The organism is Ensifer adhaerens (assembly GCF_002007205.1).
Taxonomy (GTDB): domain Bacteria; phylum Pseudomonadota; class Alphaproteobacteria; order Rhizobiales; family Rhizobiaceae; genus Ensifer; species Ensifer adhaerens_D.
The window spans coordinates 408,286-421,617 of sequence record NZ_LAZS01000005.1 but is presented as its reverse complement, the minus strand read 5'-3'; the positions used below and the strand labels follow the sequence as shown (position 1 = coordinate 421,617).

14 protein-coding genes and 1 pseudogene are annotated in these 13,332 nt (G+C 63.4%); 9 read left to right on the top strand and 6 right to left on the bottom strand.

Features of this window, described 5'->3' with window-relative positions:
* Positions 1-195: 195 nt before the first annotated feature.
* Complete coding sequence (locus XB14_RS05795) at positions 196-1,173, bottom strand: SphA family protein (RefSeq protein WP_077960707.1); 978 nt, start codon at positions 1,171-1,173, stop codon at positions 196-198.
* 232 nt (positions 1,174-1,405) lie between these two features.
* On the opposite strand from XB14_RS05795, the gene XB14_RS05790 reads away from it, so the two are divergent.
* On the top strand, positions 1,406-2,455 hold the full coding sequence (locus XB14_RS05790) for an aldo/keto reductase (RefSeq protein ID WP_077960706.1): 1,050 nt from the start codon (positions 1,406-1,408) through the stop codon (positions 2,453-2,455).
* 199 nt (positions 2,456-2,654) lie between these two features.
* Entirely contained in the window at positions 2,655-2,951 is a 297-nt protein-coding gene (locus tag XB14_RS05785) for a tetratricopeptide repeat protein (RefSeq protein ID WP_234803977.1), read from the top strand.
* Positions 2,952-3,004: 53 nt separating this feature from the next.
* Here the strand turns inward: XB14_RS05785 and XB14_RS05780 are convergent, their stop codons facing one another.
* On the bottom strand, positions 3,005-3,628 hold the full coding sequence (locus XB14_RS05780; RefSeq protein WP_077960704.1) for a hypothetical protein: 624 nt from the start codon (positions 3,626-3,628) through the stop codon (positions 3,005-3,007).
* Positions 3,629-4,127: 499 nt separating this feature from the next.
* On the opposite strand from XB14_RS05780, the gene XB14_RS33500 reads away from it, so the two are divergent.
* The 7 genes and pseudogenes from XB14_RS33500 (at position 4,128) to XB14_RS05745 (ending at position 8,195) form a co-directional block, all read left to right on the top strand.
* On the top strand, positions 4,128-4,532 hold the full coding sequence (locus XB14_RS33500; protein ID WP_077960703.1) for an antitoxin Xre-like helix-turn-helix domain-containing protein: 405 nt from the start codon (positions 4,128-4,130) through the stop codon (positions 4,530-4,532).
* Positions 4,529-5,224 (top strand): RES family NAD+ phosphorylase, encoded by a 696-nt coding sequence (locus XB14_RS05770; protein WP_077960702.1) that lies wholly within the window; start codon positions 4,529-4,531, stop codon positions 5,222-5,224. The genes XB14_RS33500 and XB14_RS05770 overlap by 4 nt, the downstream gene beginning before the upstream one ends.
* A gap of 427 nt (positions 5,225-5,651) precedes the next feature.
* Positions 5,652-6,092, top strand: coding sequence for a GNAT family N-acetyltransferase (locus XB14_RS05765; protein ID WP_077960701.1), 441 nt, complete (start codon positions 5,652-5,654; stop codon positions 6,090-6,092).
* A 3-nt stretch (positions 6,093-6,095) separates the two neighbouring features.
* Entirely contained in the window at positions 6,096-6,713 is a 618-nt protein-coding gene (locus tag XB14_RS05760; protein WP_327326203.1) for a GrpB family protein, read from the top strand.
* Between the two features lie 74 nt (positions 6,714-6,787).
* Positions 6,788-7,143: pseudogene (locus XB14_RS05755) on the top strand (GFA family protein).
* 70 nt (positions 7,144-7,213) lie between these two features.
* Complete coding sequence (locus XB14_RS05750; RefSeq protein WP_077960699.1) at positions 7,214-7,615, top strand: GFA family protein; 402 nt, start codon at positions 7,214-7,216, stop codon at positions 7,613-7,615.
* Between the two features lie 244 nt (positions 7,616-7,859).
* Positions 7,860-8,195 (top strand): hypothetical protein, encoded by a 336-nt coding sequence (locus XB14_RS05745; RefSeq protein WP_077960698.1) that lies wholly within the window; start codon positions 7,860-7,862, stop codon positions 8,193-8,195.
* A 120-nt stretch (positions 8,196-8,315) separates the two neighbouring features.
* Here XB14_RS05745 and XB14_RS05740 read toward each other — a convergent pair whose 3' ends face one another.
* The 4 genes from XB14_RS05740 to XB14_RS05725 all read right to left on the bottom strand — a co-directional run bounded on the left by XB14_RS05740 (position 8,316) and on the right by XB14_RS05725 (position 12,790).
* Positions 8,316-9,086 (bottom strand): adenylate/guanylate cyclase domain-containing protein, encoded by a 771-nt coding sequence (locus tag XB14_RS05740; RefSeq protein ID WP_077960697.1) that lies wholly within the window; start codon positions 9,084-9,086, stop codon positions 8,316-8,318.
* 202 nt (positions 9,087-9,288) lie between these two features.
* Entirely contained in the window at positions 9,289-10,728 is a 1,440-nt protein-coding gene (locus XB14_RS05735; RefSeq protein ID WP_077960696.1) for a DUF1254 domain-containing protein, read from the bottom strand.
* Between the two features lie 233 nt (positions 10,729-10,961).
* A complete protein-coding gene (locus XB14_RS05730; RefSeq protein ID WP_077960695.1) occupies positions 10,962-11,810 on the bottom strand; it encodes a hypothetical protein in 849 nt (282 codons plus the stop codon).
* A 557-nt stretch (positions 11,811-12,367) separates the two neighbouring features.
* The gene (locus XB14_RS05725) at positions 12,368-12,790 is read right to left on the bottom strand and encodes a YciI family protein (protein ID WP_077960694.1); all 423 of its coding nucleotides are present in this window, start codon (positions 12,788-12,790) and stop codon (positions 12,368-12,370) included.
* Between the last annotated feature and the right edge of the window lie 542 nt (positions 12,791-13,332).

Here is a 13,332-nt window from a genome sequence, read left to right as displayed (position 1 = left end):
TTTCAAAAAGCCGGGGTCCTTACCACTGCCCGGCGACGGCGCAGTATGCGCCGATCCGGCGATAAAGCAACGTCGCCGGACGCGAGCCCTGCTGGGGATGATCGCTTTTCGCCTGCGGCGCAGGAGCCGCAGGTCCCTCCTCGCCACCTGCGGAGAGAGACTGGCAGCACCAATGAGGGGCAGGTCCCCTCCTTGCTACTTCACCTGCGCCGGCGGCGTGCCGATCGGGAAGGCGATGGTGACGAAGCCGGCGGTGCCCTCCGGCCGGTTCTTGGCGCCGAATTCCTGGAACACCTTCAGCGTCAGCGACACGGGCGTCTCGGCCATCTTGAAATTGTAGCCCATGGTGCCGCCGATCGCGGCGATGCGCCCCTTGAAGGCGCCGAGCCTTGCGCCAGGCCCGCTGTCGCCAGTGACCTGCTGGTAGAAGTAGCCCGCGACGCCGGCGGAGAATTCCTGGCCGAAATGCTTGGTGACGGCCCATTCCGCGTGGAATTCCGTCCCCGTCCGATAGTCCGTCGCCGGGTTCTCGCCGTTGAAGGTGAAGCCGGCGGCACCCGAGATGTCGAAGCCCGTTTCCGGGTTGAACCAGGTGCCGGCGAGCGTGAAGTCGCCCGCCCAGCGATTGAACGAGAGATTGGCGAGCTGCCCCTTCTGGTAGTCGCCGATCGGCACGTTGACCGAGGCGTTGGCCGTCCAGTGGAAGTCACCCTCGTGCCAGCCGAGAACCGCACCCAACACGGGGTCGCCGATGGTGAAGACGGAATCGCTGACCGACGCCGAGCGGCCCGCCCGGGGTGCGGAAAGCGTGGCGTCGATGTCAGGCCCCCCGAAGGGCACGATCGCGGTGAAGCCGAGATTGCCGCCGAGCACTTCTTCGGGCATCACCCAGAGGCCGGTGCCGAAGATGCCGATCAGCGTCGCATCGACTTCGCCGACGATCTCGCCGCCGAGCGGCAACTGCCTGTTGCCCTTGAGCTCGCCGACATAAAAATAAGTGTCGTTCTGGAAATAGGTTCCGGGCGGCGCCAGCAGGCCGGCCATCGGCCCGCGCGCGCCAAGCAGATAGAAACCGGCGCCGTTTTCGGCCGCATGCGCCGTCAAAGGCGCAACAACGGAGCACAGGCCGGCAGCGATCGCCGATCCGGACAGCAGACGCTTTACAACGCTCATCGAGTGATTCCCCTTAATCTCCCGACCAAACGATAACATTTTGCCCTGTCCAAGCCAGCCCTAAGAAACCGGAGCCGCAACCACCGCAACATCCGATTGCAGGGTGTTGCACCTCTACACTGCATGCCTTTTGCCCCGGACGCCGCCCCTTGACCGCCCCTGCCGCCTTCGGCTTTCATCGACGGCTGAGACTTGCCGTCCCTCTCGGCGCACCAGCAAAGGACCAGAGACCATGGAATACCGGCTGCTCGGCCGTTCCGGCCTGAAAATCTCTGTTATCACCATGGGCACGATGACGATCGGCGGCCGCGGCAAGTTCGCCGAGGTCGGCAATGTCGGCCTCAAGGAGGCAAGCCGCTATGTCGACCTCTGCCTCGATGCCGGCGTCAACCTGATCGACACGGCCGACATCTATTCGACCGGCCATTGCGAGGAGATCATCGGCGACGTGCTCGGCGGAAAGCGAAAGAACGGTGTGCTCGTCGCCACCAAGGCGCGCTTTTCCATGGGGCCGGGACCGAACGACGGCGGCCTGTCGCGCCACCACCTGATCGCCGCCTGCGAGGCGAGCCTGAAGCGCCTGAAGACCGACGTCATCGACCTCTACCAGGTGCACGAATGGGATGGGCTCACGCCGCTCGAAGAGACCATGGAAGCGCTCGACAGCCTCGTTCGAAGCGGCAAGGTGCGCTATATCGGCTGCTCCAACTATTCCGGCTGGCACATCATGAAGGCGCTCGGCGTGAGCGCGCTCGATGGCCGTCAGCGCTTCGTCAGCGAGCAGATCCACTACACGCTGGAAGCCCGCGAGGCCGAATACGAACTGCTGCCGATCGCGATCGACCAGGGGCTCGGCGTGCTCGTCTGGAGCCCGCTTTCAGGCGGGCTTCTGTCCGGAAAGCACCGGCGCGGCGAGACGCCTGAAGGCACCCGCCAGCTTGCCGGCTGGAAGGAACCGCCGATCCGCGACGAGGAGCGGCTGTGGAAGATCGTCGACATGCTGGTGGCAATAGCGGGCGAACGCGGCGTGTCGCCGGCTCAGGTTGCGCTCGCCTGGCTGATCGGCCGCAAGGGCGTGACCTCAGTCATCATCGGCGGGCGCACCGAGGCGCAGTTCGGCGACAATCTTGCTGCCGCAAACCTGAAGTTGTCCGACGAGGAGAAGGAACTGCTCGACGCCATCAGCCTGCCGCCGGTGATCTACCCCTACTGGCACCAGCTCTGGACCGCCAAGGACCGGCTCGGCGAGGCCGACCTGTCGCTGCTCGGGCCTCATATCTGACGCACGTGGGAACGGACCTGCGACCCGGGCCGAGTGTCCGGGCCGTCGGGATGAAACCAAGGCGTATCCCTTGCGCGGTACGATAAGCTGAAAGCGCCCCAGGCCGTGTTGACAGAGTGGCTTCGCAAACCGGCTCGGGCATGTTTCAACACTGCTTTCTAGGAAAACCGCACCAAGTTGCGTTGCTGGAGACAAAGTCGTGTATGACTTCAATCATTTAGAGCGCCGAGCAAAAGAACTGATCGCAAGCGGGAATGCAGCGGACGCCATCAAGATTTATCTTTTCATGGCAGATGGCGACCAGTCGCTGGATGCCGGATATCTCGGAGAGCGACTGGGGGAGTGCTATGAGAACCTTGGCGACCTGCATGCCGCAAAATATTGGTATGGGAGAGCGGTAGAAGAAAATCCCGACATCAGGCAGGCCTCTGTGGAAGCGCGTAAAAGGCTCCACCAAATCGGCATCGATCCTTTCCTGGGGGACGCAGAAAAGTAGTCGTAGCTCGCCGACCGCGCGACCACGGGCCGAAAACTACTTTGTCAACGGACCTAGTTAGCAGCGAAACAATAGAACAGCCCCTCGCCGCCGGTGCCCTTGAAGGCCTCGACCGTGCAGCCGCCGCGCGTCGCGTGCGACGAGTTCCAGGATTTGGCCTCGGCGGAATCGTTCAGTCCGGTCCGGTCGCTGTGGCCGACGATCGCCGCGCCGTCGGCAGCCCCCATCGTCCAGTTGCCGCAGGTGTCGGTCGCCGCCGTTCCGTCGGCCTTTGAGCCCGTCAGGATGTCGTGGCGGTTCGGCGTGTCGCCGCGCCCGTTGATCACTTCGCCCTTTTCGTTGAGCGCCGTCTGCTTGGTCAGGTTGTTCTTGTCGCTGTGGAGCGATGCGGCATCATCGGCGATCTTCTCGCCCTTGGCGTTGTACCAGGGGCCTGCGCCGATCCTGTCCTTGGCGTTCTCCGCATCGGTGGACAGATAGGCCTTCCAGCTCTTGCCCGTCGATCCCGCCGCCTTGGCGAGCGTATCGCAATAGGCGTCCGCCCCCGCGAGGCCGCCGAGGTCGCCACCTTTTCCGGGGTTAACGCTGGTGACGAAGAAGCTCATGCTGGTGTCCTGCGCATAGGCCGTGCCGGAACAGGCCAAGGCGAATGCGAATGCTGCAACTGCGCGCTTCATGGCTCTCTCTCCCATCAAAAAGTAGCGGAAAGCCTATCGGCGACCTTCAAGCGTGTAAAATCGAATTGACGTGATGGCAGGTCGCGATGGCGCGCAACCTCGGCGACGCAAGGCGCCTGGCGACCTCTGCGCTCCACGTTAGTCGAAGGGCGATCCAAGCAGCCACAGGTTTTGACGATGGCTTTGCAGCAGACGCGCTACCCCTCATCCCCCTGCCGGAACCTTCTCCCCGTCACGACGGGGAGAAGGAGACGCGCGGCACCCGCCCGGCCCGTGGAAACCTCGTCTACGATTGGGTTTGCGAGAGCAGCCGCGGACTGGTGGCGCCGCCGCCGTCCGCGTCCCCTCTCCGCGCTTGGCGGGGAGAGGGTTAGGGTGAGGGCTACGACACGCAGCGGGCGAACATCCCAAGCCGGCAGTCAGCTCAGCCCTTGACTTCCGCGCAATCGCGGTCAATTTATATCATATGATACGGTACATCGCCCCATAGGAGATAAACATGGTCAGCGCGCAATCGGCTCTCGCTCCCGACCGGGACGTCGCCCGGCACGAGGAAGCGGTCATCGTCAAAGCCGTCGTGAAAGCCTGCGACCTCTGGAACCTCACCAACAAGGAGGCCGCCCAGCTCTTCGACGTGCCGATCGCCACCTGGAACCGCATGAAGGCAGGGGACTTCAAGGGTAGGCTCGACCAGGACAAGAAGATGCGCGCGAGCCTGATCGTCGGCATCTTCAAGGGGCTGCGTCTGTTCTTCAACGGCCCGCTCACCTATCAATGGCCGAAGGCGGTCAACACCGGTCCGCTGTTTTATGGCCGCTCGCCGGTCGAGCTGATGATCGAGGGCGGCATTCCCGTGATGCTGAAGGTCAGGCGCTATCTCGACGGGTTGCGCGGCGGCCTATGAACGCGCTGCCCGAAATCGACTTCAACGAGCCGGCAACCGTCCGGCTGATCTCGACCGCCTATATCGACGAGCCCGCCGTCAGGCCGCTTGCCGACGATGACGACGAGATCGGGATCCTCAACCGGCTGGAGGCGATGACCTCGGCGCGGCTGAGCCCGCTGGCGCTGCCCGCCGGCGTCGACCCGGCCGAACTCCTGAACGAATCCTACGGCTATGGCTGGTCGCTGATCAATGCCGCCTTCTGCCATGCCCGCCCGCCCGGCAACCGCTTCAACGGCGAGGAACGCGGCGCCTGGTACTGCGCCTTCGGTCCGCGCGCCCTTAAGACCTGCCAGGCGGAAATCGTCTATCACCGCACCCGGGCGCTTCGCGAAGCCGGCAGTTTCCACGACATCGGCCGCTACCGCGAGCTGGTCGCCGGCTTCACCTGCCGCTTCCATGATGTGCGCGGCGAGAAGGGAGCGGCCTATCTCTCCCCCGATACCGAGATCGCCTATCCGGCCGGCCAGGCGCTTGCCGCCACCATTCTGGCTGAGGGTGGCAACGGCCTGATCTATCCCTCCGCCCGCGACCCGGAAGGCGAATGCCTCGCCGTCTTCCGCCCCTCGGTCATCCAGAACATCCGCCAGGGCCGCACCATCACCCTGGAATGGTCGGGCACGCCCGAGCCGCGGATCGTGGAAGAGACCTGAGCGGCCGGCGCGAATAACGCTCCTTTCTTGCCGCCGCAATGTTGCGGCAATGCGCCCGTCAGAGAAGGGCTCGCTTTCCGGATTTCGGCGCCTAGAGTGGCCGAGCCGGTGCGGCCGAAACTGAAACAACTTCTAGATCAAATTTCTATTGACGTTTTGCCAGGCTGGACGCCGTCCCCGCGCCACCATTGTTTGCCCCCAACGCCCTCGCTCGCTGATCGGGAGAGGGAACGGCAGCGGCCCGGCTCCGCTTACCATCCGGTTCCCCTGCCCGCCCCGCAGAGGGTACCGCGCGCAAGAGCGCAGGATGCGGACGCCGAGAGCGCTGCAAGGTCCCTTCTCCCCGCTCGCCCCGCGGGGAGAAGGCGACCGCAGACGGGATGCCGCAGGCGCCGCCGTTCAGCACAGCGTCGACCATGAGGAACGAATGACGATTACACTTTTGCCCGTCGATACCGTCGATGCCGATGTCATCCGAAAGCTCGACGTCCACGAAAACCAGATGGACTTCATCGCCAGCAACGAGGAATCCCTCGAAGAACTGGCCGAACGTCCCGAATGCGTCGGTTTTGCCGTTATCGCCGAAGGCGAGCCGGTCGGCTTTGCCATGTATGCGCTCGATCCGGACGACGGCAACCACTGGATCTACCGGCTGATGATCGATGCCCGCCACCAGGGCAAGGGCTACGGCGCCAAGGCGCTTGCCGCCCTCATCGAACACATGGCCAAGATCCCCGAATGTGGCGACATCTATCTCGGCGTCTATCCCGAAAACACCCGCGCCCATGCGCTGTACCACCGCTTCGGCTTCCGCGAGACCGGCATGGTGCTGGGCGAGGAAAAGGTCATGCGGCTCGACCGCAATTAGCCGATAAGAGGTCCAGGCAAGCAGCCTTCTTCCGCTCAGGCGGGGGGAGGTCCATGTCTTCACCTCGCGTGCTACCATGCCCCCCCGTTTAAGGATCCGAAGGAGGCCACCCTGCCCCTGACTAGCCAGATTTCAGCCTATGATCCGCAATGGCCCGACCTGTTCCTCCTTGAGCAGCGGCGCATTCGGGCCGTATTTTCAGATGCACTGGTCGTCATCCATCATGTCGGAAGCACGGCCGTACCCGGTCTGGCGGCCAAGCCCGAAATCGATCTTCTGGTCGAGGTGGCCAAGCATAAAGACACGGTCGACGTGGATCAACGCATGACATTGCTTGGATATGTTCGTGGCAAGGACCTCTCCAGGGACCACCATTTCTATCGGCGCGACATCAACGGGGTTCGAGCCCACAAGGTTCATGTCTGTTCGTCGGGACATTGGCAGATTGCCAGAATGCTGCGCTTTCGCGACCTGCTGCGGGAGGACCCGACCCTGCGTGCCCGCTATCAGGAACTGAAGTTGTACCTTGAGGCTACGAACCAGCATGGGATCGGCGAGTACCTGGCCTTGAAGGCCCCGTTCATCGACGCGATCATGGGGCCCAAGCCCGAGCAACATTGACGTCAGGCGCCGATTGCGGACATCGGCCGATCGACGCACTATCCTTACCTGTGCATCAACGGGGGAAGTGGCACATGCTCGACGGCTCATGCCATTGCGGCAACGGTAAGTGGACACTTAAGGGCGACCCCGGTTCGATCACCGCCTGCAACTGCACGCTCTGCCACCGCTACGGCACGCTCTGGGCCTATGGTTACGAAGGCGAACGCATCGCGGTCAGCGGCGAGCTCACCGCCTATAGCCGCGCCGACGAAGGGAATCCGACGCTCGAGATCCTGTTCTGCCCCACCTGCGCCGGCGCATCGCCGTCAATCTCAGGCTCGCGGCGCTGGACCGGGTCGCCAATCTCCCGATCGATCACTTCGATGGCTTGGCCACCTTCGAGGACCTGCCAGCGGACGGCCGCTGCGTGCGCGATCTCTGGTTCTAGCCGGGTCCTTATTGGTTGCAATCAGCTTGTGCACTATCGTGTTCCCACACCCATCGGAGGATTTCGACACATGCTCAAGGGCTCATGCCATTGCGGCGGCGCAAGCTGGACACTTGAGGGCGATCCCGGCAGGATCGTCGTCTGCAACTGCACGATGTGCCGGCGACACGGGGCGCTCTGGGCCTATGATTACGAAGGCGAACGCATCACGCTCGCCGGCAAGACCGCGTTCTACACCCGCGCCGACGAGGCCGAACCCACGCTAGAGATCCGCTTCTGCCCGACCTGCGCCGGTGTTCTCGCCTGGCGCAGCCTGCAGATCGACGACAAGGGCCGCCGGCGCATCGCCGTCAACTTGCGGCACACGGCACCGGAGTTGGTGGCCGACCTGCCCGTCAATCACTTCGACGGCTTCGACACCTTTGAAGACCTGCCATCCGACGGAAAGTGCGTGCGCGATCTCTGGTTTTAGAGCATGTCGCGCAAGACCATGCGGCGGTCTTGCGGTTCCGGTATGCGACGAAACGATGACTTAAGGCGCTGAGAGCGAACCTGAAAGATCGCGACGCGCATTGGGCGCCCCACCATAGAGCCGATTCCGAACCCTCCGGTATGCCGCCATCAGCCGGTGTACTGGATCATCTCCGCATTTCATGGAAGATTGCGGCAACCGCGTACCGACCGGCTTGTAGTCACCCGAGAAAGAGGGGCCATCCATGCAACGTCTGACCTGCACGATCGCGTCACTCGCAGCCCTGCTCAGCCTGTCGGCCTGTTCCCAGTCATCCTCGCCGTCGCCTCCACGTCCCTCGACGTCAGAGGCGACCGCAGCGGCGCTTCGCGGCGGAAACCCGACCGACGAGCGCGCCTGCGAACAGGCCGTCGCCAAACAGACCAACAATCCTGACACCGCAACGCTGAGCTCCGAGATGTCGCAGGCCAACACGCAAGTCATCATCGGGGTCGGGCCCGAGCGCGCCCGGTGGCGCTGCCTCGCCTCCGGCGGCAAAGTCGCCGAAGTGACATCGCTGACCGACGAAGGCGCCCTGTGAGTGGGTGACCGGTGCACTCGCCGAACGTTGCGCCGATCCTGTAGCGCAACCGAAATACCCTATGCCCTGGAATGCGGATGGTGAGGGATCGCCACCGACGTCAGGCGGGTCGATTGAGCGTCAGTCGCGCTTGACGATCACGCGCGCTTCGACCGGCTGGTCGATGCCTTTCAGTGTCAACATCCGCGCCGCCGCCTCCGCCGCCAATGTACCGGCTTGAGCCGCCGTCTCGGGCGAAACGAGGATCTCGCCGGCCTCGGCCTGGGATTCGAGCCTTGACGCCAGGTTCACCGTGCCGCCGATCGCGGTGAAATCGCTGCGGAAGCTCGAGAACTCGCCGATCTCGACCTCGCCCGAATGGATGCCGACGCCCACGCCCAGCGGCCGTTCGCCCGGGCCACCGAGATCCAGGCGGCCGAGCGCTTCGGCGCAGTGGCGCTGGATGTCGAGTGCTGCCCGGATCGCCGCTTCGGCATGATCTTTCCGGACGATCGGAAAGTTGAAGATCGCCATCAGCCCGTCGCCCATCTGCTTGTTGACGATGCCGTCATGCGCCCAGATGGCCTGCGCGCAGCGATCCTGAAACAGGCTGACGATCTCGCTCAGTCTCACCCGCTCGATCCGCTCGGAAAGATGGGTGAAGCCGCGGATATCGGCAAAGAGGATGGTCGCGCTTGCCGCAACGTGACTCTGCTTCTTCACGTAGCGGAAGGAGCGCTCGCAGATCGTGCAGATGTTCGGGTTCATCTTGCTGCGGGTAATGCCGAAGGCCCGAAACGGCAGCGCCAGCGGCCCGCGGATCGGGATCGGCACATGCATCTGGTCCCAGCAACCCCGGCAGATGCGGGCATCGCCGCCAGAGTGAGGCTCGATGGAAGAGGTTGCTGCCATGGTCTGCGACCTGCTCCGACTGACAAGGCCCCAAGGGTTTGACCCAAGGGCGTGGCCCGAGTTTCCGACAGTTGGCCTGCCTTAGCAATGGCAAGAATGCGCACAGGCGCACCACCGCCCGGCCGGTCACGGCAACAGCAGAGCTGCGCCTGGAGGCAAACGTCAGAACACGCCGCCTCCAGGCACCGTCGAGCCCTGCCTCTTACCCCACCTTCTTGACCACTGGGATAACCCACGAGCCGTCGAGGATGGACGGCGGGCTGTCGTCGGGCCAATAGAGCCGCATCATCAGGATGAACTTGCCCTTGGGCGCCGGCAGCCAGTTGGCCTCCTTGTCCTTTCCGGGCGATTCATTCTGGATGTGGATATCCGTCGATCCGTCCGCATTGGTTTTCAGGCCCACCCGGGCGCTGATCGAATAGCGATTGAGGGGATTGTCGACGAAGAAATACTTGTCGTCGTACATGGTGATCGACCAGAACCCGCGCACCGGCGGCAATTGCCCCTTCGGGAAGGTGACGACGTATTTGTTCGACCCGTGATAGGCGCGCGCCAGAAGGCCGTCCTTCGATTTGAGCGAGGTCGGATAGATCGCGTCCTGCGGGCGATTGGCGCCAAGCCCGATCGCCGTAATCAGTGCGCGCTGCAGATAGTTGGTGCCGTAGATACCTGTCTTGGTGGTGAAGCCCCAGCCGTTGATGTCCTGCACATCGCCGTCGCTGAATTTGAAATGCAGCATGATGCGGTGGAACGCCATTGCGGGGATGCGCGAGACGAAGGCGGCATCCAGTTTGCTCTTGTCGAAATCCTTGCCCGGCACGATGCCGATCGCGGCGAACTTGGCAATCGCCTCCGCATCGGCGGCCGTCGGTGGGTTGGTCTTCATCAGTTCGCAGAGCAGCGTGAAATACTCGACCGCATCCATGCGGTTGACCTGCTCGCGCACCGCCGTCTTCATGTCGGTCGCCGGGTCGACCTTGCCCGGAGGCGGCGTCCAGTCCTTGCCATAGGCGCTGAGCGGACAGAGCTTGCATTCATCCTGCAGCGCATGCACCGCCGCATAGTCCTCCGGCGTGCCCTCGCAATAGATGCGGCCGAGGATCCAGACGATGCCGGTTGACGACTTGTACTCGGTCACGCCGTCCGGAAGGCTGCCCTGCCAGCCCGGCCCGGTGATCGCATAGGCCTGTGCGCCGCCGCCGGTCGTGCGCTTGCCCGGCACCTGGAACACCGTCGTCCAGCCGTCGAGCATCGGAAACAGGAAGAACCGATCCTTCATGTCGGGGATCGACAGCACCCAGGGCTCTTTGCCCACGTCGACGAAGGCGGTGGTGTAGAGCGTATCGGCGTTCGGCGCGGTCACGTCCTTGAAGGACGCTTCCGGATACTGGCGCAGCTTGATGATGTGGCCCATCGGCCCCTTGCTGCCTTCCGCCTTTTCCACGTTGGTGATGACGCGGCGGGTGATTTCGGTCGTCACCAGCGGGTAACCGTAGATATAGGCCTCGACTGCCAGCCAGAATTCATCCGCAGCCTCGACCGGATCCAAAAGCGGCGATTCCAGAGCATTTGCAAAGGAAAATGAAGCTGTTGCCAGCAGGCCGGCACTTCCCAAAGCGACGGCACGACGTGTCAAATCCATGTTTGCCTCCCCCGTTTTTCTCGACGCAAGGGAGGTTAGCACATGCTAAATTACGCTACCAGACATTGTATTTTCTGCACTTAACGTTGAGGTCGGTGGCCGACCTCCCACACGCTCGACCCCGCGCGACCGGCAGGCATCCCTCAGCCTCACTCGGATCCATGTCGATCATCCAGACGCGCAACTGCCCCGGATACCGGGGCAGCGCAAGTTCATCCGACGAAGGAAACCGGTCAGAAAGAGAGGCGGTTGCTCGACCAGACCGGACCGAGGCGCTCTTCTTCCTTGAGCGTCGTGGAACCGTAAGAGAAGCGCAGGCCGCCGAAGATGGTGCTCGTGTCGCCGGAGACCGATGCGCTCAGGCCCGAAAGCTCTTCGTTGGTGTATTTGTAGCCGGCAAAGAGCGTGACGGGCACGGTCTCCAGCCGGTAGTTGGCCGTCAGCTTCAGGCTGCGCAGATCGTAGTCGATGTCGTCCTCGGTGATGCGATGGAGCGAGCCGTCCACGTCGAAGCGCAGGTTGTCGGTCGCGTAGATGCGGGCGCCGAGCGAACCCATGTAATGGTTGGCGTCGATGTCCTCGAAGTCTTCCACGACCGCCTGGCCATAGCCGAGCGCGCCGTGCAACGTCCAGGTATCGAGGAAATAGGCCACTTCGACGCCGCCCATGTAATCGTTGAGGTCGACGCCGATGCCCGGATCGAGGCGTGCGCCTTGCGCAAAGACGCCGGCCGCAAAGAGATCGTTGCGGTAGTAGCCATGCAGCGCGCCGTCATAGCTGTCGGCATCGAGATCCTCGTAGGAAGCGCGCGTATAGCCGAGATCGACCTGCAGGTTCATGCCGGCGCCGGCGTCGAAGTTCACCGCGCCACGCAGGTCCCATGCATCCGCATCGATATCGCCGGGCGAGTCCACGGCCGCGCCATAGGAACCTTCGATGTAGCCGGCGATACCGCCGGATGCCTGCTCCACCGGCACTTCATAGGCGTCCTGCGTCCCCACCAGCGGACCGTCGATGTCCGCGGCGACTGCCATCCCGACGCTTGAAAAGAGAAAAATGACGAAACTGCTCGTCCTGACCATTGCCCCACTCCGGTTAAAGCCCCGGAGCAACCGTAAACAATCATGGTTAATGCAATCTCTATGGGAAGCCGGCAGAGCGGATCGGCAACGGCGTTTCGGACGCGCTGGCCGCCGCTCATCCGGCACGCGGGCTGTTTCCTCGCGCTCACCGCCCGACACTTGCGGCTGCCTTCTCATCCGCCCGGCGAGGGCTTGCCTCTCATCCCCCCAGCGAGGGCTCGCCCCTCATCCCCCGGTGAGGGCTTGCCCCTCATCCCCCGGTGAGGGCTTGCCCCTCATCCGGCCTGCCGGCCACCTTCTCCCCGCGCGCGGGGAGAAGGGAACGCGTGGCACCCGCTCGCCTCAACGACAAGCGCCACAGCCTCACTTCCGGGCCAATTTGGTTTGCACCCGACGAAACCCCGCTTCACCCTGACTGTCGCCACGTTCGAAAAGCCGTGAACCGGGCTCGTCCCCTCTCCCCGCCTGCGGGGAGAGGGTTAGGGTGAGGGGCAACAGGGTTCCTCGGGCTAAACCCGGGGAGGGCAAGCCCACCCTTTGAGCTCACGGAAAAGTCCTTACTGCTTGGCGATCTTCTCGCGAAGCCGCTCTTCCTGCGCGGCGATCTCCGGGGTCACAGCGTCGCCGAAATCCTCCATCTCGAAGACCGGGCGGATTTCGATTTCGCTCGGGCCCGGCATCGGGTTCGGGCAGCGCTTCACCCAGGCGATCGCCTCGTCCACGTCCTTGACCGTCCAGATCCAGAAGCCGGCGACCAATTCCTTGGTCTCGGCAAACGGACCGTCGATCACCATGCGATTGGCGCCGTCGAAGGCGACGCGGGCGCCGCGCGAGGACGGATGCAAGCCCTCGCCCGCCTGCATGATGCCGGCATTGACCAGTTCCTCGTTGTACTTGCCCATGGCTTCCAGAAGCTCGGTCGACGGCATGTTGCCGGCTTCGCTGTCCTCGGTCGCCTTTACAAAAACCACTACGCGCATTGTCCATTCTCCTCTGTCACGCCAGTCCCGGTCCTCGTGACCTCTGGGGTGCCAGCGTGGTGAAACCCAGATAGGTAGAGCAGATTGCGGGCGAAAGACCCGCGCGGATTTTTTTCCTATCCCGCTCCGGTGGAGGAAGCCAGATTGCCTCCCTGGCTAAATGACGAACGGCAAATGGCGGTGCCGACAGCGGTGGCGAATATTCTCCGAAAAAAGATTGGCGCGGGGAAATGAAGAGAGAAAAGCGCTGCTCGACGAGACCATCGCCCAGATCCGAATGTGCGCCGTCGGCTCAAGCCACCCCAACTCACTCCCCTCATCTGGCGGCTTGGCACGAGGCCAGCCCCACCCACCCTCTTCTCTGTGCTCGTCACAGAGATCCAGCAGCGGTGCGTTGGCGCGGCGGGAAGTACTGTCTTGGCACGTTACCTTCCGGCTTGGCGGGAAAAGTTCCTCGCGCCGCGGACGCGACGCGGCTGGATTCCTGTGACAAGCACAGGAATGAGGGAGGCAATGTTGGCGCCAGCAGAACCCATCGCTTG

Bases quoted from the DNA above. Each gene is read 5' to 3' on its own strand.
- XB14_RS05740 (WP_077960697.1), bottom strand. From the start codon at position 9,086: ATGGCAGCAACCTCTTCCATCGAGCCTCACTCTGGCGGCGATGCCCGC.
- XB14_RS05725 (WP_077960694.1), bottom strand. From the start codon at position 12,790: ATGCGCGTAGTGGTTTTTGTAAAGGCGACCGAGGACAGCGAAGCCGGC.
- XB14_RS05735 (WP_077960696.1), bottom strand. From the start codon at position 10,728: ATGGATTTGACACGTCGTGCCGTCGCTTTGGGAAGTGCCGGCCTGCTG.
- XB14_RS05730 (WP_077960695.1), bottom strand. From the start codon at position 11,810: ATGGTCAGGACGAGCAGTTTCGTCATTTTTCTCTTTTCAAGCGTCGGG.
- XB14_RS05780 (WP_077960704.1), bottom strand. From the start codon at position 3,628: ATGAAGCGCGCAGTTGCAGCATTCGCATTCGCCTTGGCCTGTTCCGGC.
- XB14_RS05795 (WP_077960707.1), bottom strand. From the start codon at position 1,173: ATGAGCGTTGTAAAGCGTCTGCTGTCCGGATCGGCGATCGCTGCCGGC.
- XB14_RS05765 (WP_077960701.1), top strand. From the start codon at position 5,652: ATGACGATTACACTTTTGCCCGTCGATACCGTCGATGCCGATGTCATC.
- XB14_RS05770 (WP_077960702.1), top strand. From the start codon at position 4,529: ATGAACGCGCTGCCCGAAATCGACTTCAACGAGCCGGCAACCGTCCGG.
- XB14_RS05745 (WP_077960698.1), top strand. From the start codon at position 7,860: ATGCAACGTCTGACCTGCACGATCGCGTCACTCGCAGCCCTGCTCAGC.
- XB14_RS05790 (WP_077960706.1), top strand. From the start codon at position 1,406: ATGGAATACCGGCTGCTCGGCCGTTCCGGCCTGAAAATCTCTGTTATC.
- XB14_RS05750 (WP_077960699.1), top strand. From the start codon at position 7,214: ATGCTCAAGGGCTCATGCCATTGCGGCGGCGCAAGCTGGACACTTGAG.
- XB14_RS33500 (WP_077960703.1), top strand. From the start codon at position 4,128: ATGGTCAGCGCGCAATCGGCTCTCGCTCCCGACCGGGACGTCGCCCGG.